Here is a 21,698-nt window from a genome sequence, read left to right as displayed (position 1 = left end):
CATGCTGCTCTGGCTCGCTCAGTATTTCCAGGACGCCATTGGCCCGCTACGGGTCTTTAACTTCATCACGTTCCGCGCCGTGTTCGCGACCCTGACGGCGATCCTGATCGGCCTGTGCGCCGGTCCGGCCGTGATCCGCATGCTGACCCGCATGAAGGTCGGCCAGGCTGTGCGCACCGACGGACCGCAAACGCATCTGAAAAAACACGGCACGCCGACCATGGGCGGTGTGCTGATCCTGATCGCCATCGGCATTTCCACCTTGCTGTGGGCCGACCTGTCGAACCGTTTCATCTGGCCCGTGCTGATCGTCACCCTGGGCTTTGGCGCCGTCGGCTGGGCCGATGACTACCGCAAGGTGGTGCATCAAGACCCGGAAGGCATGCGCTCGCGCGAAAAATACTTCTGGCAGTCGCTGATTGGCATCGTCGCCGCGTTTTACCTGGCGTTCTCCGTCTCCATCTCCGAGCCGAACGCGGGCCAGGTGTGGAACCTGATCTACGCCTGGGTGCAGTCGGGCTTTGCGATGGACTTGCCACCGAAGGCCGACCTGATCGTGCCCTTCTTTAAAACCATCAGCTATCCGCTGGGCGTGTGGGGCTTTATTGCGCTGACCTATTGCGTCATCGTCGGCACCAGCAATGCCGTCAATTTTACCGATGGCCTCGATGGCCTGGCCATCATGCCAACCGTGATGGTGGGCACCGCCCTCGGCCTGTTCGCCTACCTGACCGGCAACGCGACCTATGCGCGCTACCTGTTCATTCCGCACATTCCGGGTGCCGGCGAACTGGTGATTTTCTGCGGCGCGCTGGCCGGTTCCGGCCTGGCTTTCCTCTGGTATAACACGCACCCCGCCAAAGTCTTCATGGGCGACGTGGGCGCGCTGGCCCTCGGTGGCGCCCTGGGCACCATCGCCGTCATCGTGCGCCAGGAAATTGTCCTGTTCATCATGGGCGGCATCTTTGTGGTCGAAACCCTGTCCGTGATCATCCAGGTGGCCTGGTTCAAATATACCAAGAAGCGCTATGGCGTAGGCCGCCGTGTTTTCCTGATGGCGCCCTTGCATCACCATTTTGAACAAAAAGGCTGGAAAGAGACGCAAGTGGTCGTGCGTTTCTGGATCATCACCATGATGTTGGTCCTGCTGGGACTGACTACTTTGAAGCTGCGTTAATGGATGCCGCCGTGAAGATGTACGACGCTAAAACTGCACTGGTGCTCGGTCTCGGTGAGTCGGGACTGGCGATGGCCCTGTGGCTGGCCCGCAGCGGCGCTTCCGTGCGCGTGGCAGACACGCGCCAGGCGCCCGAACGCCTGGGCGCGCTGCAAGCAGCTGTGCCGCAAGCACAATTTTTTGCAGGTCCCTTCAGCGCTGACTTGCTCGACGGCGTCGATTTTGTCGCCGTCAGCCCCGGCCTGGCGCCGCAGCGCGAACTGGCCGGGATTGCGCCGGCAGCTGCCGAGAAAAATATCCCCGTGTGGGGCGAGATCGAACTGTTTGCGCAGGCGCTCGCAGCGCTGAAGGCAGAACGCGGCTATGCGCCGAAAGTCATCGCCATCACGGGCACCAACGGCAAGACCACGGTCACCAGCCTGGTCGGCCTGCTGTGCGAACGCGCGGGCCTGTCCGTGCGCGTGGCCGGCAATATCAGCCCTGCCGCGCTGGATGTGCTGCGCGAGGTGCTCGACGCCGAGCCTGCACCGGCAGCAGTGTTGGAAGAAGAGGGTACGGCTGTTGCTGAACCTGCCGAACCGGTCGCCAGCACCTTGCCGCAAGCATGGGTGCTGGAGTTGTCCAGCTTCCAGCTGCACACGACGTTCAGCCTGCAAGCCGATGCGGCCACGGTGTTGAATCTGTCGCAGGATCATCTGGACTGGCATGGCGACATGGCCGCCTACGGCCAGGACAAGGCGCGCATTTTCGGCGACGAGACCGTGCGCGTGCTGAACCGCGACGATGCGGCGGTGATGCGCATGGCCGATCCGCTGCGCGAAACCGTTACGTTCGGCACGGGCGAGCCGGTGGAGGTGGACAGCTTTGGCCTGGTCAATGAGCGCGGCATTTTCTGGCTGTCGCAAGCCGTGCTCAGCGAAGAAGTGATCGAGAAAAAACGCCGCAAGAATGATCCGGCGCCGGAACCGGTGCCGACCCTGGCGAAAAAACTGATGCCGGCCGACGCGTTGAAAATCCGCGGCCAGCACAATGCCGCCAACGCGCTGGCGGCGCTGGCCCTGTGCCGCGCCATCGGCTTGCCATTCGCGCCGCTGCTGCATGGCTTGCGTGAATACCAGGGCGAGCCGCACCGCGTGGAATTGATCACCGCCGTCAATGATGTTGAATACTACGACGATAGCAAGGGAACCAACGTGGGCGCCACGGTGGCGGCCTTGTATGGCCTGGGCAAGGCCTTCGGCGGTGCAGAGCAGCGTTTGGTGCTGATCGCCGGTGGCGATGGCAAGGGCCAGGATTTCTCGCCGCTGGCTGAACCCGTGTCGCGCTATGTGCGCGCCGTGCTGCTGATCGGCCGCGATGCCCCAGCTTTGCGCGCAGCTTTGGAGCCAGCCGGCGTGGAGCTGTTCGATTGCGCCACCTTGCCCGGCGCGGTCAAGCGCGCCAGCGAACTGGCGCAAGCCCATGATGCCGTCCTGCTGTCGCCGGCGTGCGCCAGCCTGGACATGTTCAAGAACTATGCGCATCGCGCGCAGGTGTTTGTCGACGCCGTGCGCGACATCGCCCTGGAAAACGGACAGGATATCTGATGGCCTTCCAGCTGCCCTTCGGATTCGGTACCCCATCGGCTGGCAAGCCGCTCGATAGCCGCGCGCGGCAATCGAAGATGATGGAGTACGACAAGCCGCTGGTGTGGGTGGTGCTGCTGCTGATGTTGCTGGGCATGGTGATGGTGTATTCGGCTTCCATTTCGCTGTCCGACGCGCGCAAGTTCGCCGCCTACACCAACAATTACTTCGTTGTCCGCCAGGCGCTGTTCATCACCATCTCGGTAATCGTCGGCGCGCTGGTGTTCCGCATTCCCGTGGCGACCTGGCAAAAGATCGCGCCGTGGCTGTTCATCGGCACCCTGGTGCTGCTGGTGATGGTGCTGGTGCCGGGACTGGGCGTATCCGTGAACGGTGGACGCCGCTGGCTCAATTTGCCGGGGCTGCGCCCGCAGCCGTCAGAGCTGATGAAAGTGGTGATGGTGCTGTACGCGGCCGATTACACGGTGCGCAAGCAGGAATACATGCACAAGCTGACCAAGGGCTTCATGCCGATGGCGCTGGCCGTCAGCTTTGTCGGCTTGCTGCTGCTGATGGAACCCGACCTGGGGGCCTTCGGCGTGATCGTGTGCATCGCCATGGGTATTTTGTTCCTCGGTGGCGTGAACGCCATCTGGTTCGGCGGCATCGGCGCCATGCTGACGGCGATTTTCGTCACCATCATCGCGCTGTCGAAATTCCGCCGTGAGCGGTTTTTTGCCTATCTCGATCCATGGCAGGAAGACAATGCGCTGAACAAGGCGTATCAGCTGACGCACTCGCTGATCGCCTTCGGACGCGGTGAAATATTTGGCGTTGGCCTGGGCGGCAGCGTGGAAAAACTGCACTACCTGCCCGAAGCGCACACCGACTTCTTGCTGGCCGTGATCGGCGAGGAACTGGGCCTGGTCGGCGTGCTGATCGTGATTGGCATGTTTTACTGGATTATCAAGCGCGCCTTCGATATCGGCCGCCAGGCGATCGCGATCGACCAGACTTTCGCCGGCCTGACCGCCAAGGGCATCGCCATCTGGATCGGCGTGCAGACGTTTATTAATATGGGTGTGAACCTGGGTCTGCTGCCAACCAAGGGCCTGACCTTGCCGTTAATGAGCTATGGCGGCACGGGTGTGCTGATCAACTGCGTTGGCCTGGCGATCTTGCTGCGCATCGATTATGAAAACCGGATCCTGATGCGTGGAGGCCGGCTATGACTGACGTAAAGAATGCAACGAATTTGAAACCCGCGAAAAAACTGATGATCATGGCGGCCGGTACCGGCGGCCATATTTTCCCCGGCCTGGCGATTGCGCAGACGATGCGCGCGCGCGGCTGGGAAGTGAGCTGGCTGGGCACCACGCACGGCATGGAGCAGGAACTGGTGCCCAAAAGCGGCATCCCGATGGACGCCATCGCTTTTTCGGGCATGCGCGGCAAGGGCCTGGCCCATACCATTCAGGGCGGCTTCAAGATGCTGGCCAGCTTCTTTGCCATCCGTGGTTTCATCGCTCGCCGCAAGCCCGACGTGGTGATGGGCATGGGTGGTTATGTGACGGTGCCGGGTGGTTTGATGGCACGCCTGAAAGGCGTGCCGCTGGTACTGGTCAATGCGGATGCGGCGCTGCTGTTGTCCAACAAGACGCTCGCTCCCCTGGCGCAGCGCGTATGCTTCGGTTTTCCTGCCGACTTTGGTGCTGCTGCCGGCAAGGCTGTCGTCACGGGCAACCCCGTACGCCAGGAAATCCTCGACATGGCGCCACCGGCCGAACGCTACGCTGGCCGCAGCGGCCCATTGCGCATCCTGGTGGTGGGCGGCAGCCTGGGTGCCAAAGCGCTGAACGACAGCTTGCCGGCCGCGCTGGCGCTGATGCCGGCAGGCGAACGTCCGCAGGTGACGCACCAGTCGGGCAAAAAGAATATCGAAGCCTTGCGCGCAGCGTATGCGCAGGCGGGTGTGAGCGCCAATGTGGTCGATTTTATCGACGACATGGCCAGGGCATATGCCGACGCCGATGTGGTGATTTGCCGCGCTGGCGCGATCACCCTGTCGGAATTGACGGCTGCCGGCGTCGCCAGCGTGCTGGTGCCGCTGGTGGCGTCGACCACCAGCCATCAGCGCAATAACGCGCAATGGATGGCGAAACAAGGCGCGGCGATTCATTTGCCGCAACATGAAATGAGTGCAGCGTCGCTGAGCACCTTGCTGGCGTCGCTGGGCCGTGACACCTGCCAGCAGATGGCGCAGGCGGCACTGGCAGCAGGCAAGCGCGACGCCAATGCGGCGATCGCAAACGTATTGGAAAAATTGGCATGAGGTTAGCTCTGTGAAGCATAAAGTAAACAATATCCACTTTGTCGGCATCGGCGGCAGCGGCATGAGCGGCATCGCCGAAGTGCTGGTGAACCTGGGCTACAAGGTGTCGGGCTCCGACCTGGGCAGCAATGCGGCAACGCAGCGCCTGGCGAGCCTGGGCGCGACCGTCATGCTCGGTCACGCGGCAGAAAACATCGGCGACGCCGATGCAGTCGTCACGTCGGGCGCCGTCCCGGCAGACAATCCGGAAGTGGCGGCCGCGCGCGCGCGCAAGATCCCGCTGGTGCCACGCGCCGTGATGCTCGGTGAATTGATGCGCCTGAAGCGCGGTATCGCCATCGCCGGCACGCACGGCAAAACCACCACCACCAGCCTGGTCGCTTCCGTGCTGGCGCAGGGCGGGCTCGATCCTACCTTCGTGATCGGTGGCCGTTTGACCAGCGCCGGCGCGAACGCCAAGCTGGGCTCGGGCGACTACCTGGTGGCCGAGGCCGACGAATCGGACGCCTCGTTCCTGAACCTGGCGCCGATGATCGAAGTCATCACGAATATCGATGCCGATCATATGGATACCTACGAACACGATTTTGAAAAGCTCAAGCAGGCTTTCGTGCAGTTCACGCACCGCTTGCCATTCTACGGCCGCGCCATGCTGTGCATCGATGCCCCGCACGTGCGCGCCATCATCCCGTTTGTCACCAAGCCGGTGACCACCTACGGTTTCGCCGAAGACGCGGAAGTGCGTGCCATCAATGCGCGCGCCGTGGGACTGGAAATGCATTTCACGGTGCTGCAGGAAGGTTATCCCGACCTCGACATCGTACTCAATCAGCCTGGCATGCACAATGTGCAGAATGCCTGTTCGGCGGTGGCGATCGCGCGTGAAATCGGCGTTGCCGACAGCGCCACGCAGCAAGGCCTGGCCGAGTTTTCCGGCGTGGGCCGCCGCTTCACGCGCTATGGCGACGTGGCGCTGCCGAATGGCGGCAGCTTCGCGCTGGTCGATGACTTCGGCCACCATCCGGTGGAAACCGAAGTGACCCTGGCCGCCGCGCGCGCCGCCTATCCTGGCCGTCGCCTGGTACTGGCGTTCCAGCCGCACCGCTACAGCCGTACGCGCGACCTGTTCGAAGATTTCGTCAAGGTGCTCGGTGCGCCCGATGTATTGCTGCTGTCCGAAGTCTATGCGGCTGGCGAAGCGCCTATCGTGGCTGCCGACGGCCGTTCGCTGGCGCATGCGCTGCGCGCGCGCGGCAAGATCGAACCGATTTTTGTCGAGTCCATGACGGACATGGCCGACACCATCATGAGTGTGGCGCACGACGGCGACGTCGTGCTGACCATGGGGGCCGGCTCGATCAGCGGCATCCCGAACCAATTGACCAAGTACCAAACCAACACTGTAAAGGCCTGACGTGAACGCAGCTTCAGCTATCGATGTAAAACAACTGGGTAAAGTCGGCGTGCTGTTCGGCGGCCGCTCTGCCGAGCGCGAAGTGTCGCTGATGTCCGGCACCGGCGTGCTGGCCGCTTTGCTGAGCCGTGGCGTGGACGCGCATGCGTTCGACACGGGCGAGCGCAGCCTGGCCGAACTGGCCGCTGAAAAATTTGACCGCGTCTTTATCGCGCTGCACGGCCGCTACGGCGAAGACGGCAGCCTGCAGGGCGCGCTGGAACAACTGGGTATTCCGTACACGGGCAGCGGCGTGATGGCTTGCGCGGTCGGCATGGACAAGGTTTATACCAAGATGATCTGGCTGATGCACCAGTTGCCGACGCCGAAATATGCAGTGCTGAACGACAGCGCCGATTTGTCGAAGGTCGCCGCTGAACTGGGCTTGCCGCTGATCGTCAAGCCGCCGCATGAAGGGTCGAGCATCGGCATCACCACTGTCCATGAAGGCTCGGCCTTCCAGGCTGCTTACGATATTGCGGCTGGTCTCGATGACTCCGTGCTGGCCGAGGAATTCATCACGGGCCGTGAATTCACGGTGGCGATCCTGGGCCAGGGCGCCACGGCGCGCGCGCTGCCGCCGATTGAAATCGTCGCTCCGCAAGGCAATTACGATTACCAGAACAAGTACTTCACGGACGACACCAAGTATTTCTGCCCGCCGCAGCTGGACGCGGCGATCGTGGCCGAGATGGAGCGCATCGCGGTGGAAGCCTACCGTGCACTCGGTTGCGAAGGCTGGGGAAGGGTGGATGTCCTGATGCGCAATGCGGACAGCAAGCTGTTCCTGCTCGAGGTGAATACCTCGCCTGGCATGACCACGCATTCGCTGGTGCCGATGGCGGCGCGCGCGGTGGGTATCAGCTATGAAGAGCTGTGCCTGGAAATCGTGGCGGCGGCGCGCCTGAAAATGGTCAAGGGACAGAACTGATATGTGGCACGACGCTAAAAGCCTCAATACGACAGCCAACGGCCTGCTCGCCGCGGTTCTGGTCGTGTGCGTGGCCGCCGGCGTCTGGTGGGTGTCGCAGCGGCCCATGTTCGACCTGCGTTCGATCAAGGTCGAGAGCGTGGACGACAAGGGACTGCGCCATGTGAATTACCTGACCTTGCGCAGCGGTACCCTGGGCCGCATCAAGGGCAATTTTTTCACGGCCAACCTGGAGAGTGTGCGCAGCGTGTTTGAGGCTGTACCCTGGGTACGCCGCGCCAGCGTACGCCGCGAATGGCCGAACCAGCTGATCGTGGCGCTGGAAGAACACGACGCGCTGGGCACCTGGGGTGAGGATGGCCGTTTGCTGTCGGTCAAGGGCGATGTGTTTACCGCCAACGTGGCCGAGGCGGAGGACGACCATGTGTTGCCCGCTTTTTCGGGACCGGACGGCAGCGAGAAAGAGGTGCTGTCCACGTATTGGGAACTGCAGAAGTGGTTTGCGCCGCTGAAAATGTCGCTCGAAGAGCTGACCCTGTCGAGCCGCTATGCGTGGACCGTCAAGCTCAATAACGGCATGAGCGTGGCGCTGGGACGCGAACAGAATCATACGACCCTGAAGGAAAGGGTCGACCGCCTGGTGGGGATTTATCCGCAACTGGCGAGCAGGCTGGAAAATATCGACACGATCGATATGCGTTACCAGAATGGCCTGGCACTGAGTTCCGCCGGGCTGGTGATACCGCCGGAAGGCAAGGATGGCCGGCCCGTGATGCGCAAGAAAACGAGTAGTCCGATCAAGAAACCGGCTTGACCGAATAATTAATTCGAACAAGCAATTAACACATTAATAGCCCATACATTAGGCGACAGAAATGACAAAAGACGCGAAAAACCTGATCGTCGGTCTCGACATCGGCACCTCGAAAGTGGTGGCGGTGGTAGCCGAAGTGATGTCCGACGGGCGCCACGAAGTGATCGGGCTGGGCCAGCACGAATCGAAGGGCCTCAAAAAAGGCGTGGTGGTCAATATTGAAGCCACGGTGGAGTCTATCCAGCGCGCGCTGGAAGAGGCCGAGCTGATGGCCGACTGCAAGATCCGCAATGTGTATGCGGGTATTGCGGGCAGCCATATCCGCAGCTTCAATTCCAGCGGCATGGTGGCCATCAAGGACAAGGAAGTGACGGCGACCGATGTGGCGCGCGTCATCGAGACGGCCAAAGCGGTTAACATTCCGACCGACCAGCAATTGCTGCATACGGTACCGCAGGAATTCATCGTCGACAGCCAGGAAGATGTGCGCGAGCCGATCGGCATGAGCGGCATCCGCCTGGAAGTGAAAGTGCACATCGTCACCGGCGCCGTGTCTGCCGTGCAGAACATTGTCAAGTGCGTGCGCCGCTGCGGCCTGGAAGTATCGGACCTGATCCTGCAGCCGATGGCCTCGGCCGATGCCGTGCTGACGGCCGATGAAAAAGAACTGGGCGTGGTCTTGATCGACATCGGCGGCGGCACCACCGACGTGGCAGTGTTTTCCGATGGCGCGATCCGCCACACGGCCGTCATCCCGATTGCCGGCGACCAGATCACCAACGACATCGCCATGGCCTTGCGCACGCCGACCGCGGAAGCGGAAGAAATCAAGATGCGTTATGGCGTGGCCAAGCAGGTGCTGGCCGATCCGGGCGAATCGCTGGAAGTGCCTGGCCTGGGCGACCGCGGCCCGCGCAATCTGTCGCGCCAGGCGTTGGCGGCAGTGATCGAACCGCGTGTCGAAGAGCTGTTCGCGATGGTGCACCAGGTGGTGCGCGAATCCGGTTATGAGGGCGTGCTGTCGTCGGGCATCGTGCTCACGGGCGGCACTTCCATCATGCCGGGCATGGTTGAAATGGCGGAAGACATCTTTTTGAAACCGGCGCGCCTGGGCACGCCGGAGTATCGCGGCCAGCTGGCCGACGTGGTGCGCAGCCCGCGCTACGCCACCGTGCTGGGTTTGTTGTTGGAAGCGAAAAAGCAGTACCTGCGCGGTCACATCGTGACGCGTCAGGACGGCTCGGTGAAGGCAGTCTGGCAGCGCATGAAGGAATGGTTTTTAGGGAATTTTTAAGGGCAGTTGTTTCGCCCGGCAGGACAGGCTTTTCAGCAGCATCGCAGGTACATACAAACATATTTTATTTTATATTTAACCGCAGTTTTCAATCTCCAGTTCTCCTACCTAATATGAGGCCTGGCGCTTGGAAACCGCATTCTGATAGGAGCACATCATGGAGTTCGATATGGTCGATAACACAGCTTTAGGTACCGTCATCAAGGTCGTTGGCGTCGGCGGTGCGGGTGGCAATGCAGTCCAACACATGATTAACAAAGGCATGTCGGGCGTGGAGTTCATTGCCGCCAATACCGACGCACAGGCCCTGTCGACATCGAAGGCCCACAACATCATCCAGATCGGCGATACCGGCCTGGGCGCAGGGATGAAGCCTGCTGTTGGCCGCCAGCTGGCCGAGGAATCGCGCACGCGCATCGCCGATTCGCTGCGCGGCGCGCACATGGTCTTCATCGCGGCCGGCATGGGCGGTGGCACCGGTACGGGCGCGGCGCCTATCGTGGCCGAAGTGGCCAAGGAACTGGGCGCGCTGACGGTGGCCGTGGTGTCCAAGCCATTCTCGTACGAAGGCCAGAAGTGCATGGACATCGCCGACGAAGGCCTGGAGCAGCTGTCCCTGCACGTCGATTCGCTGATCATCATCCTCAATGAAAAACTGGAAGAGATCTACGAAGATGAAAGCATGCTGGAGTGGATGCAGCACGCCGACGATGTGCTCAACAACGCGGTGGCGGGTATCGCTGAAATAATCAATGTCCCTGGCCATATCAACGTCGACTTCAACGACGTGAAAACCATCATGGGCGAGCAGGGCAAGGCCATGATGGGTACGGCAACGGCGTCCGGCGTGGACCGCGCACGCATCGCTGCCGAACAGGCAGTCGCTTCGCCGCTGCTGGATGGCATCGACTTGTCTGGCGCGCGCGGCGTGCTGGTCAACGTCACTGCCAGCCGTGGCCTGAAGGGCAAGGAAATCAAGGAAGTCATGGCTGCCGTGCGCGCCTTTGCCGCTCCGGACGCGTCGATCGCGCAAGGTATCGCCTACGACGACGCCATGGGCGACGATATCCGCGTCACCGTGGTGGCGACGGGCCTGGGCCGTGCCAAGAAAAACATCCAGCTGGTACCGCAGCAAGTGCTGCGCACCGGTACGCACAACAGCCCGTTGACACCATCGGCTGCACTGGGCGGCGCGCAAACCGTGGCCACTTCGGTGGGCGCGGCGACGCCAGCGGCTGGCTTTGATGGCATGAAGGCGCCGGCAGTATGGCGTCGTGAATCGGCCTCGGAGCAAGTACGCGCGATGGAAAAAAATGGCATGGAAACGTACGATATTCCAGCGTTCTTGCGCAAGCAGGCAGACTGATTGCCTGATGAGGTGATCTGATGTCAGCAATACTAGCGGCGGCCTTCGGGCCGCCGTTTTTTTTGTATTTCCTTGATCTCTGCCTTTGTGTTTTTCTTTGTCTTCCTGGCTATTTTCTGCACAAAGGTGGCAAGTCAGGCATACTATCGCGCAGTGCTGGCATAGTCCGGCAAAACCCTTTCCACGCGTGTCCGTGCAATGCACGGGCGCGCTTCCATGAACCTCGACTTACAGGAGTCAAACATGACCATCAAAATCGGCGACACCCTGCCAGAAGGCACCCTGGCTGAATTTATCGAAAACGAAACCGAAGGCTGCGCACTGGGCCCGAACACGTTCAATGTACAAGACTTGGTCAAAGGCAAGAAGATCGCCATCTTCGGCCTGCCAGGCGCTTACACCCCAACCTGCTCCGCACAGCACGTGCCAGGCTATGTGCAGCACGCTGCCGACCTGAAAGCCAAAGGCGTCGATGAAATCTGGTGCATCTCCGTCAACGATGCTTTCGTGATGGGCGCCTGGGGCCGCGATCAGAAAGCCACCGGCGTGGTACGCATGATGGCTGACGGCAACGCCGCCTATAGCAAGGCGCTGGGCCTGGACGCTGATTTCTCGAAGTTCGGCATGGGCACGCGCTCGCAGCGCTACTCGCTGCTGGTCGACAATGGCGTCGTGACGCAATTGAATATCGAGCAAGGCGGCAAATTTGAAGTATCGAACGCAGAAACCCTGCTGGGCCAGCTGGCTTAAGCGTTTTTCGTTCGTATGAAAAACGGCACCTTTCGGTGCCGTTTTTTTATTGTACTTGCGGTTTGGTCGCCTCGAACATGGCCGCATCAATGCTGAACGAATAGTCATCCTGCAGCGCAAAGTAGCGGCGCGCTTCTTCGGGCGCGGCGTCGAACAGGTTGCGGATGGCCGCCACGCGGTCAAGCGGCGTGCGCATGCGCGCTACCCAGTCGTCAAAACGCATGGGCAGTTTCCACACGCTGCGCAACTGGTGCGTGAACCCCGCGTTGTCGAACTTGGCGCCCCATTCGCAGGTGCGGTAGTCGCGCACGTGCGAGGCGTCGCGCAGCAATTCCACCGCTTGCAAAGTGGTGTCGAACAGCGCTGTTTTTGGCGCCACGATATCGATCACCAGCAAGCTGCCGTTCGGGCGCAGCACGCGCCACACTTCGGCCAGCGCACCGGCCACATCATTCCAGTGATGGGCGGAAAAACGCGTGACCACCATATCGAAGCTGGCATCGGCAAACGGCAGTGTGGCCACGTTCCCTTGTTGCGTGCTGATGTTGTGCAAGCCGCGCTGTACCCTGGCGTGCTCGACCACGTCCAGCATTTGTGGCGCCAGGTCGTACGCCACTACCGATGCCGCCACGGGCGCGATGGCAAAACTGGCGTGGCCGGCGCCGCAACCGAGGTCGAGCACTTGCGGTTTGCCATGGCGGCGCGCGCACTCCTGCATCAGCACCAGGTCGGCGCCTTGCGCGTGGACCGCGCTGCTCAGGTAGGCGTTGGCGGTCTGGCCAAATTGTTCGGCGACGACATCGTGCTGTTGCATGGTTTTCTCCTGTGGATGGATGAGTTCATGCAGAATAGAAGCATTTTTATCCTGTAACAAGACAAGAACTTATACTGGTATAACTACTACCATGAACGAAAAATAAGAGGCGGCCATGTCGAGCAAACTTGCTGAATTCATCCGCGCCCGGCGCGAAGCCGTCACACCGGCCATGGCCGGTTTGCCCGGTGGTGGACGGCGCCGTACGCCGGGTTTGCGCCGCGAAGAGCTGGCGCAGCTGTGCGAGGTCAGTCCCACCTGGCTGACGTGGCTGGAGCAGGGCCGGCCCGTGTCAGCTTCAGCCAAGATGCTGACGCGCCTGGCGCAGGTGCTGCAGCTGAGCGTGGCCGAGCGCGCCTATCTGTTCGAAGTGGCCGACAAGGCTGACCCGCACCATAGGGAAGGCGAGGGCGATGGCGCCGCTGCCAGTGAGTTGTCTGCCATCGTGGCTGCCATCGATGCTCCTGCCTATATCCTCGACCGGACGTGGAATGCCGTGGCCTGGAATACGCAGGCGGCCAGCCTGTTTTCAACCTGGTTGAACACAGAGGCGGAGGCGCCCAACCAGCTGCGTTTCATGTTTCTGGAGCCTTGTGCGCGCATCTTGGTGGACGATTGGCCCGAGCGCGCGCGGCGGCTGGTGGCCGAGTTTCGGGCCGATATCGGCCGCCATGCAGACCAGGTCCCGCTGGCTGGCCTGATCGCCGAACTGTCGCACGCGAGCGGTGAATTTCGCCAGTGGTGGCTAGCGCAGCAGGTGCAGGGGCGTGATGGCGGCCTGCGCCGTTTCCTGCATCCGCAGCAAGGTCCGCTGGCCTTTCACCAGGTGACCTTGCACCTGGCGCGCCAGCATGAGCTTAAATTGGTGATGCTGCTGCCTGTGCCATAAGGAAGTCGCGCTTGTTATAATCGCCACGACCGCGTGTGCTTTTCTTGCCAGCGTGTCCTGGCTCCGGTCGTCGCCATGATGACGATCTTCTGTCACCTCGCCAGGAGTTTCCCTGACTTCCCGTTCCCAAAATTTGCGCAGCGTCTATGCGATGCTGACGGCCGCCGGCATGTTTTCCCTGATGGATACAGCCATGAAGCTGCTATCCGAACATTATCCCGCCATGCAGGTGACGGCCTTGCGCGCGCTGTCGTCCTTGCCGCTGGTCTGCCTGTATTTGCTGTACCGCGGCGCGTTTAAAAATGTGCTGAAGGTGCGCTGGCCGCTGCACTTGCTGCGCGGTGCCTTGGGCGTGGCGATGATCACCCTGTTTGCGTTTGGCTTGAAGCGCATGTCGCTGGCCGAGGCGTATTCCCTGTTTTTTATTGCCCCAATGCTGATTACGGCCTTGTCCGTTTTTATCCTGAAGGAAAGGGTGGACCTGGCGCGCTGGTGCGCGATCGCCGTCGGCATGGGCGGCGTGCTGGTAGTGCTGCGTCCCGATGGCGGTGAATTCTTTTCGATCGCCGGCCTGGCCGTGCTGGGTGCAGCTAGCTGTTATGCCGTTTCGGCCATTACGGGCCGTATCCTCAGCCGCACGGACGCCAGCGAAAGCATGGTGTTTTGGCTGATGGTGATGATGGCCATCGGTGGCGTAGCGCTGTCGGCGCATGAGTGGGTGGACATCCGCCGTGCAGACTGGCTGCTGTTGCTGGGACTATCGGTCAGCGGTTTCCTGGGACAACTGGCCATCACGGAAGCGTTTCGTATCGGCAAGGCCTCCAGCGTGGCGCCGTTTGAATATTCGGCCCTGGCCTGGGGCATGGGCCTCGATTGGCTGCTGTGGCGCACCTTGCCCGACCAATACACCCTGGTCGGCGCCGCCATCATTATCGGCAGCGGCATTTACCTGGTGCGCCGGGAAGCAGTCCATGCGGAAAGCGAGCATCCTTGAGCCGCGAGTGTGGCTTTTTTGGCGTGGACCAGGCCGCGCCGCAACGATAATCCGGCAAATCGCTATAATCGAGGGATGTTAAAACAACGCACTATCAAACAATTGGTCCGCACCATCGGTGTCGGCTTGCACTCCGGCACCAAGGTGGAACTGACCTTGCGCCCGGCCGCCATCGGCACCGGCATCGTGTTTCGCCGCATCGACCTCGACCCCGTGGTGGAGTTTCCTGCCAGCGCGATGGCGGTCGGCGATACCCGCATGGCTTCAGTCCTGATCAAGGATGGCGCCAGGGTTTCCACCGTGGAACACCTGATGTCGGCTGCGGCCGGCCTCGGTATCGACAATATGTATATCGACGTGAATGCGGAAGAAATTCCCATCATGGATGGTTCTGCCTCCTCCTTCGTGTATTTGCTGCAACAGGCTGGGGTGGAAGAGCAGGCGGCGGCGAAGAAATTCATCAAGGTCATCAAGCCGGTGGAAGTACGCCAGGGCAAGGGCGATAGCGAGAAATGGGCGCGCTTGACGCCATATGACGGCTTCAAGCTTGATTTCTTCATTGAATTCAACCACCCGGCCGTCGATGGCACGATGCAGCGCGCTTCCGTCGATTTCGGCGACGTGTCGTATATCCACGACGTGGCGCGTGCGCGCACCTTTGGTTTCATGCAGGATGTGGAAAGCTTGCGCGGCATGGGCCTGGCCCGTGGCGGTTCGCTGGAAAACGCCATCGTGATGGATGAGTACCGCATCCTCAACGCCGACGGCTTGCGCTATGAAGACGAGTTCGTGCGCCACAAGATTCTCGACGCCATCGGCGACCTGTATCTGGTGGGCCACCCGCTGCTGGCCTATTACACGGCGCACAAATCGGGCCACGCGCTCAATAACCTGCTGCTGCTGGCGTTGCTGGAACAGCCGGACTCTTATGAAATTGTCTCGTTTGCCACCAACGAGGAAGCGCCGCAATCTTACCTGCGCCAGATGGAACGTGAGTGGTCGCTGACCTGATTTAATCCTTCGGTTCGCGGTGGCGCAATACCATATTGCGCAGCGCCGCGATCAATTGCTCGTTCTGTTTCGACGCGGGCAGGGCCGTGCTCAGGTCTTCCAGCGCCGACATGGCTTTTTCAGGCAAGACCAGCGCCCGCGTATGCACGATGGGCGCGATACTCTTGATGACTTGCACTTTCAGCTTGATGCCTGAAATTTGCCAACCCTTTTTTTCCAGTTCCGTCTGCAGTTTCGGTAGCTGCTGTTTTAGCTTGGCAGCCAGTGCCGCGTTGGGCGTGGCCAGCACCAGTTGCCCGCTCTCGAATTGCAGGATGTCGCAATGCTCGAACATCACTGGCAATGCCTTGGCGCAATCTTTTTGCAGGGCGGCCAGGCGCGTGACGGTGGGCATCAATGCCGCCATCGTCGCATTGCCGCGCAAAAAGTCAGTCGCGCCCGTGACGGCCGGGCCCGAGCGGGCAAAGCCGTAGCTGCGGCGCGGCGCGGGAGAGTAAGTGGGAGTTCGCATGGCCGAAACATAGCATACTGGCCTGCGCATGGCGAGGACTGCGGTGGATGCGGCGGCGAGTGCGGAGCGCCAGCATATTTCCTTACAGTATGGAAAATGTCCGTATTTTCCCGTATTTGTTTGTCTTTCCGCTATTGTTATATGGTGCATTACCCCAACCTTGGCGGGAACGCATGATAAAATCATCGTCTTTTGCCATAGTCGAACTCCGTGCGGTCACGCGATTATCACCTCGCTGTCAGCTACCGAGCTTTTTTTAACGGCGTTTTTTCAAGAATTCAAGCATGTCATTACTGACCCAGATTTTCGGTAGCCGCAACCAGCGGCTGCTCAAGCAATACCAAAAAACGGTACGCGAGATCAATGCGCTCGAGCCGGTCATCGAAAAGCTGTCGGATGCCGAGCTGCAAGCGAAGACGCCAGCCTTCAAGGAACGCATCGCCGCTGGCGAATCGCTCGATGCCTTGTTGCCTGAAGCGTTCGCAGTCTGCCGCGAAGCGTCCAAGCGCGTTTTGCGCATGCGCCACTTCGATGTACAGATGATAGGCGGTATGGTCTTGCACTACGGCAAGATCGCGGAAATGGGTACCGGCGAGGGCAAGACCCTGATGGCAACCCTGCCAGCCTACCTGAACGCACTGTCGGGTAAGGGCGTGCATATCGTGACCGTCAATGATTATCTGGCACAGCGCGATGCGGAAACCATGGGCCGCCTGTATGGCTGGCTGGGTCTGTCGACCGGCGTGAACATGTCGCAAATGGAGCACAGCGCCAAGCAGCAGGCGTACAACTCCGACATCACCTATGGCACCAACAATGAATTCGGTTTCGACTTCTTGCGCGACAATATGGTCTACGAAGCGCGCGACCGCGTGCAGCGTGCCCTGAACTTCGGCATCGTCGATGAAGTCGATTCGATCCTGATCGATGAAGCCCGTACGCCGCTGATCATTTCCGGCCAGGCCGAGAACCATACGGACCTGTACCACAAGATCAATGAAGTGCCAGGCCTGCTGACCCTGCAAATCGGCGAAGAAACGCCGGACGGCAAGGGCAAGGTTGAAGTACCTGGCGATTACACCAAGGATGAAAAAGCGCACCAGGTGCTGCTGACCGAAGCTGGCCACGAAAAAGCCGAAGGCATCATGATGCAAATGGGCTTGCTGCCCGAAGGCGCGTCGCTGTACGACTCGGCTAACATCACCCTGGTGCACCACCTGTACGCCGCCCTGCGCGCACACGCGCTGTACTTCAAGGATCAGCACTATGTGGTGCAGAACAATGAAGTGGTGATCGTCGATGAATTCACGGGCCGTCTGATGACGGGCCGCCGCTGGTCCGATGGCCTGCACCAGGCTGTCGAAGCGAAAGAGGGCGTGAAGATCCAGAACGAGAACCAGACCCTGGCCTCGATCACCTTCCAGAACTACTTCCGCATGTACGCCAAGCTGGCCGGCATGACCGGTACGGCCGATACCGAAGCCTACGAATTCCAGGAAATCTACGGCCTGGAAACGGTCGTGATCCCGCAAAACCGTCCATTGCAGCGCAAGGACCGCCAGGATCAGGTCTACAAGTCGTCGGCCGAAAAATACAATGCGATGCTGATCGATATCCGCGATTGCTACGAGCGTGGCCAGCCGGTGCTGGTGGGTACCACCTCGATTGAAAACTCGGAACTGCTGTCGGGCATCCTGGACAAGGCAAAACTGCCGCATAACGTGCTGAACGCGAAGCAGCATGCACGCGAAGCGGAAATCATCGCCCAGGCAGGCCGTCCGAAAGCCATCACCATCGCCACCAACATGGCCGGTCGCGGTACCGACATCGTGTTGGGCGGTAACGTGGAAAACCAGATCAAGTTCATCGAAGCGAATGCTGAACTGAGCGATGGCGACAAGTCGTCCCAGTCGCAAAAGCTGCGCGACGAATGGCAGTCCTTGCATGACCACGTGGTCGAGGCAGGCGGCTTGCACATCATCGGCACCGAGCGCCACGAATCGCGCCGGGTCGATAACCAGCTGCGTGGCCGTGCCGGCCGCCAGGGCGATCCGGGTTCATCCCGCTTCTACCTGTCGCTGGACGACGCGCTGCTGCGGATCTTCGCCGGTGACCGCGTGCGCGCTGTGATGGACCGTTTGAAAATGCCGGAAGGCGAGCCGATTGAAGCGGGCATCGTCTCGCGCTCGATCGAATCGGCCCAGCGCAAGGTGGAAGCACGCAACTTCGACATCCGCAAGCAATTGCTGGAATACGATGATGTGGCCAACGACCAGCGTAAAGTGATTTATCAGCAGCGTAATGAGCTGCTGGAAACCACCGACATTTCGGAAATGATCGCTTCCCTGCGCCATGGCGTATTCACCGACCTGGTACATGGCTATGTGCCGCCTGAATCGGTGGAAGAGCAGTGGGATATCAAGGGCCTGGAAAAAGTCCTGGCCGGCGAATGGCTGATCGACATGCCTTTGCAAGCGATGCTGGAAGCCGATCCGACCCTGAACGATGAAGAGATCGTTGAAAAAGTACTGGTGGCTGCCGATGCGGTGTACCAGTCGAAGATCGATATCGTGGGCAAGGAATCGTTTGGCGGCTTCGAGCGCAATGTCATGCTGCAAAGCGTGGACAGCCACTGGCGCGAACATCTGGCGGCGCTGGACCACCTGCGCCAGGGTATCCACCTGCGCGGTTACGCGCAAAAGAATCCGAAACAGGAATACAAGCGCGAAGCGTTTGAACTGTTTGGCCAGATGCTCGACATGATCAAGAACGACGTCACCAAGCACGTGATGACGGTACGCATCCAGTCGCGCGAAGAAGTCGATGCGGCCGAACAGGCGCTGCAGCAGTCGCACGTGGAAAACGTGCACTACCAGCACGCCGAGTTCGACCCGAACGCAGCGCCGGAAGAACTGCTGGCGCCGACGGCCGGTGGCGGCAATCAGGATGTGGATGACCTGAGCCTGAGCATGGGCGTCAAAGTGGGCCGTAACGACCCATGCCCTTGCGGCAGCGGTAAAAAGTACAAAGCTTGCCACGGTAAACTGGCTTAAACCAGCTTCGCCGGCTTGAACAAAAACGGAGACTGCGGTCTCCGTTTTTTTTATGCCTGCACATTTTGCGCCCCGCATTTTCCATGACACTATGAAGGCGCTACAATAGCGCTTCCATTTCCCCCTAGCAGAAGAACTCATATGGCCGTCAATTCTCCCAAGCCCGTCGCCGCCGACTTGAAAGCCGTTCCCGGCATTGAAATCGGTGTTGCCGAAGCAGGCATCAAGAAACCGAACCGCAAGGATTTGCTGGTATTGAAACTGGCGCCGACGGCCACCGTCGCTGGCGTGTTTACCCTGAACCGCTTCTGCGCCGCACCGGTGCAAGTGGCCAAGGCCAACCTGGCGGCCGTGACCCAGGGCGCCGCGCCTATCCGCGCGCTGCTGGTCAACACGGGCAACGCCAATGCGGGCACGGGCGAGCAGGGCCTGGCGGCCGCGCAGGAAAGCTGCGCCGCGCTGGCCGAGTTGCTGGGTTGCACGCCGCAACAGATTTTGCCGTTTTCCACCGGCGTGATTTTGGAACCGCTGCCGGTGCCGCGCCTGGTCGCCGGCTTGCCGCAAGCCGTCTCCGCGCTGACGACGGATAACTGGTTCTCGGCCGCCGAAGCCATCATGACCACCGACACGCAGCCGAAAGCCGGCTCGCGCACGGTGACCATCGCCGGCCACACGGTCACTTTGACGGGCATCAGCAAGGGCGCCGGCATGATCAAGCCAAACATGGCCACCATGCTGGGCTTTCTGGCGCTCGACGCCACCGTGGCCCAGCCTGTGCTGGACCAGCTGGTGAAACAGGCAGCCGACAAATCGTTCAACTGCATCACCATCGACGGCGACACCTCGACCAACGATTCCTTCATGCTGATCGCCACCGGTGCCGGTAGCCTGAAGATTGATAGCATCGACTCTCCTGAATACGCGGCCCTGGCCGCTGCCGTGACCGAGCTGTCGACCTTCCTGGCGCAAGCCATCGTGCGCGATGGCGAAGGCGCGACCAAGTTCATGACGGTGACCGTGGAAGACGGCCGCAACGTGGAAGAGTGCCGCAAGATCGCTTATTCGATCGCCCATTCGCCGCTGGTGAAAACGGCTTTCTTTGCGTCCGACCCTAACCTGGGCCGCATCCTGGCCGCCATCGGCTACGCCGGTGTGGACGACCTGGAAGTGGAAAAACTGAACCTGTACCTGGATGATGTATGGGTAGCCAAGAATGGCGGCCGCAATCCCGACTACAAAGAGCAGGATGGCCAGCGCGTGATGCAGCAAAGCGAAATCACCATCCGCGTGAAACTGGCGCGCGGCGATGCGCAAGCGACCTTGTGGACTTGCGACCTGTCGCATGACTATGTGTCGATCAACGCCGACTACCGCTCATGAGCAACCTCGATCAATTCCTGATCCGTGCCGAAGCTTTGCTGGCACGCGTGGAAGCGATCTTGCCGCAGGCGGCGCCTGCGCCAGACTGGAACAGCTTTGCGTTCCGCTGGCGCCGCCGCCAGGGCGCCGTCAGCCATTTGCAGGCGGTGGCTCACGTGTCATCCATCGCGCTCGATGATTTGCACAATATCGGCACGCAAAAAGCGCAGATCGAGCAAAACACGCGCCAGTTCGTCGCTGGCCGTCCGGCCAACAATGTGCTGCTGACGGGTGCGCGCGGCACCGGCAAATCGTCGCTGATCAAAGCCTGTTTGAATCAGTTTGCCAGCCAGGGCTTGCGCCTGATCGAAGTGGACAAGGCCGACCTGGCCGATTTGCCCGACATCGTCGACCTGGTGGCGGCGCGCCCCGAGCGCTTCATCATCTTTTGCGACGACCTGTCGTTCGAAGAAGGCGAGAGTGGCTACAAGGCGCTGAAAGTGGCGCTCGACGGCAGCATCGCCGCGCAATCGGACAATGTGCTGATCTACGCCACCTCGAACCGGCGCCACCTGATGCCGGAACGCATGTCCGACAATAGCAGCTACAAGACCGACGACGATGGCGATTTGCATCCGGGCGAAACGGTGGAAGAGAAAATCTCGCTGTCCGAACGCTTTGGCTTGTGGCTATCGTTCTACCCATTCAAGCAAGACGATTATCTCGATATCGTGGCCCATTGGCTCGCTTCGTTCGGCTGCACGCCGGAACAAGTCGTGGAGGCGCGCGGCGACGCCCTGCGCTGGGCCTTGCAGCGCGGTTCGCGTTCGGGCCGGGTGGCCTGGCAATTTGCACGTGATTACGCAGGAAAGTTGCCACAATGAACGATAAAATCATCAAACCGGTCGACGTGGCCGTCGGCATCCTGATGAAGCCGAATGGCGATGTATTGCTGGGTCAGCGCCCGGCTGGCAAGCCCTATGACGGTTATTGGGAGTTTCCTGGCGGAAAAGTCGAACCCGATGAAACCATCCTCGACGCCTTGAAACGCGAGTTTGTCGAGGAACTGGGCTTGCATATCGACAGTGCCGAAGCCTGGTGTGGCGTGGAATATGTGTATCCGCACGCCCACGTGCGCCTGCATTTCTATATCAGCCGCGACTGGCGCGGCGAGCCGCAAAGCCTGGAAGGGCAAGCGTTCGCCTGGCAAGGTACGGTGGGTGTGGAACCCTTGTTGCCAGCCACCATACCGTTGCTGGAATGGCTGGACGAGGTGCGCCGGGAAATGTAATCCCGCAACGGTGTAATCCGGTCCTGACGCCGTTTTCGCGCATTGCAAACGGAAGTCGATCACTATAGAATGAGATTGATTCTCATTTATATTC

At 60.6% G+C, this 21,698-nt stretch carries 19 protein-coding genes; 17 read left to right on the top strand and 2 right to left on the bottom strand.

Annotated elements, in window-relative coordinates; all coding sequences use genetic code 11:
• The first annotated feature begins 1 nt into the window (after nucleotide 1).
• The 10 genes from mraY to HDE75_RS20545 all read left to right on the top strand — a co-directional run bounded on the left by mraY (nucleotide 2) and on the right by HDE75_RS20545 (nucleotide 11,682).
• A complete protein-coding gene (gene mraY / locus HDE75_RS20590) occupies nucleotides 2-1,177 on the top strand; it encodes a phospho-N-acetylmuramoyl-pentapeptide-transferase (RefSeq protein ID WP_183679981.1) in 1,176 nt (391 codons plus the stop codon).
• Nucleotides 1,178-1,194: 17 nt separating this feature from the next.
• Nucleotides 1,195-2,763, top strand: coding sequence for a UDP-N-acetylmuramoyl-L-alanine--D-glutamate ligase (gene murD / locus HDE75_RS20585; protein WP_183680365.1), 1,569 nt, complete (start codon nucleotides 1,195-1,197; stop codon nucleotides 2,761-2,763).
• A complete protein-coding gene (ftsW, locus tag HDE75_RS20580; RefSeq protein ID WP_183679979.1) occupies nucleotides 2,763-3,974 on the top strand; it encodes a putative lipid II flippase FtsW in 1,212 nt (403 codons plus the stop codon). The genes murD and ftsW overlap by 1 nt, the downstream gene beginning before the upstream one ends.
• A gap of 44 nt (nucleotides 3,975-4,018) precedes the next feature.
• On the top strand, nucleotides 4,019-5,074 hold the full coding sequence (gene murG, locus HDE75_RS20575) for an undecaprenyldiphospho-muramoylpentapeptide beta-N-acetylglucosaminyltransferase (RefSeq protein WP_183680363.1): 1,056 nt from the start codon (nucleotides 4,019-4,021) through the stop codon (nucleotides 5,072-5,074).
• A 10-nt stretch (nucleotides 5,075-5,084) separates the two neighbouring features.
• The gene (gene murC / locus HDE75_RS20570) at nucleotides 5,085-6,488 is read left to right on the top strand and encodes a UDP-N-acetylmuramate--L-alanine ligase (RefSeq protein WP_183679977.1); all 1,404 of its coding nucleotides are present in this window, start codon (nucleotides 5,085-5,087) and stop codon (nucleotides 6,486-6,488) included.
• Between the two features lies 1 nt (nucleotide 6,489).
• A complete protein-coding gene (locus tag HDE75_RS20565) occupies nucleotides 6,490-7,458 on the top strand; it encodes a D-alanine--D-alanine ligase (protein ID WP_183679975.1) in 969 nt (322 codons plus the stop codon).
• Nucleotide 7,459: 1 nt separating this feature from the next.
• On the top strand, nucleotides 7,460-8,272 hold the full coding sequence (locus HDE75_RS20560; RefSeq protein ID WP_183679973.1) for a cell division protein FtsQ/DivIB: 813 nt from the start codon (nucleotides 7,460-7,462) through the stop codon (nucleotides 8,270-8,272).
• A gap of 61 nt (nucleotides 8,273-8,333) precedes the next feature.
• Nucleotides 8,334-9,566, top strand: a complete 1,233-nt coding sequence (gene ftsA, locus HDE75_RS20555) for a cell division protein FtsA (protein ID WP_183679971.1) — start codon at nucleotides 8,334-8,336, stop codon at nucleotides 9,564-9,566.
• 157 nt (nucleotides 9,567-9,723) lie between these two features.
• Nucleotides 9,724-10,932, top strand: a complete 1,209-nt coding sequence (ftsZ, locus tag HDE75_RS20550) for a cell division protein FtsZ (protein WP_183679969.1) — start codon at nucleotides 9,724-9,726, stop codon at nucleotides 10,930-10,932.
• Nucleotides 10,933-11,175: 243 nt separating this feature from the next.
• The gene (locus HDE75_RS20545; RefSeq protein ID WP_183679967.1) at nucleotides 11,176-11,682 is read left to right on the top strand and encodes a peroxiredoxin; all 507 of its coding nucleotides are present in this window, start codon (nucleotides 11,176-11,178) and stop codon (nucleotides 11,680-11,682) included.
• A gap of 46 nt (nucleotides 11,683-11,728) precedes the next feature.
• Here HDE75_RS20545 and HDE75_RS20540 read toward each other — a convergent pair whose 3' ends face one another.
• Nucleotides 11,729-12,496 (bottom strand): class I SAM-dependent methyltransferase, encoded by a 768-nt coding sequence (locus HDE75_RS20540; protein ID WP_183679965.1) that lies wholly within the window; start codon nucleotides 12,494-12,496, stop codon nucleotides 11,729-11,731.
• A gap of 115 nt (nucleotides 12,497-12,611) precedes the next feature.
• Between HDE75_RS20540 and HDE75_RS20535 the strand changes: the two genes are divergently transcribed.
• From HDE75_RS20535 to lpxC, 3 genes are all read left to right on the top strand, one after another.
• A complete protein-coding gene (locus tag HDE75_RS20535) occupies nucleotides 12,612-13,385 on the top strand; it encodes a helix-turn-helix transcriptional regulator (RefSeq protein WP_183679964.1) in 774 nt (257 codons plus the stop codon).
• A 151-nt stretch (nucleotides 13,386-13,536) separates the two neighbouring features.
• Complete coding sequence (locus HDE75_RS20530; protein ID WP_183679963.1) at nucleotides 13,537-14,379, top strand: DMT family transporter; 843 nt, start codon at nucleotides 13,537-13,539, stop codon at nucleotides 14,377-14,379.
• A 75-nt stretch (nucleotides 14,380-14,454) separates the two neighbouring features.
• Nucleotides 14,455-15,390 carry a UDP-3-O-acyl-N-acetylglucosamine deacetylase gene (gene lpxC, locus HDE75_RS20525; RefSeq protein WP_183679961.1) on the top strand — a complete coding sequence of 312 codons (936 nt, stop codon included), beginning with the start codon at nucleotides 14,455-14,457 and terminating at the stop codon, nucleotides 15,388-15,390.
• Between the two features lies 1 nt (nucleotide 15,391).
• Here the strand turns inward: lpxC and HDE75_RS20520 are convergent, their stop codons facing one another.
• On the bottom strand, nucleotides 15,392-15,901 hold the full coding sequence (locus HDE75_RS20520) for a DciA family protein (RefSeq protein ID WP_183679959.1): 510 nt from the start codon (nucleotides 15,899-15,901) through the stop codon (nucleotides 15,392-15,394).
• A 284-nt stretch (nucleotides 15,902-16,185) separates the two neighbouring features.
• Here HDE75_RS20520 and secA point away from each other — a divergent pair, with 284 nt between their 5' ends.
• From secA to HDE75_RS20500, 4 genes are all read left to right on the top strand, one after another.
• A complete protein-coding gene (gene secA, locus HDE75_RS20515) occupies nucleotides 16,186-18,954 on the top strand; it encodes a preprotein translocase subunit SecA (protein ID WP_183679958.1) in 2,769 nt (922 codons plus the stop codon).
• Between the two features lie 141 nt (nucleotides 18,955-19,095).
• Nucleotides 19,096-20,334, top strand: coding sequence for a bifunctional glutamate N-acetyltransferase/amino-acid acetyltransferase ArgJ (argJ, locus tag HDE75_RS20510; RefSeq protein WP_183679957.1), 1,239 nt, complete (start codon nucleotides 19,096-19,098; stop codon nucleotides 20,332-20,334).
• Nucleotides 20,331-21,197: an ATP-binding protein gene (locus tag HDE75_RS20505; protein WP_183679956.1), complete on the top strand. Its 867-nt coding sequence runs from the start codon at nucleotides 20,331-20,333 to the stop codon at nucleotides 21,195-21,197. Before argJ ends, HDE75_RS20505 begins: the two co-directional genes overlap by 4 nt.
• On the top strand, nucleotides 21,194-21,604 hold the full coding sequence (locus HDE75_RS20500; protein ID WP_183679954.1) for an NUDIX domain-containing protein: 411 nt from the start codon (nucleotides 21,194-21,196) through the stop codon (nucleotides 21,602-21,604). The genes HDE75_RS20505 and HDE75_RS20500 overlap by 4 nt, the downstream gene beginning before the upstream one ends.
• Nucleotides 21,605-21,698 lie beyond the last annotated feature (94 nt).

Source organism: Janthinobacterium silvisoli (assembly GCF_014200725.1).
Lineage (GTDB): Bacteria > Pseudomonadota > Gammaproteobacteria > Burkholderiales > Burkholderiaceae_D > Janthinobacterium.
This window is presented reverse-complemented; position numbering and strand designations above follow the sequence as displayed.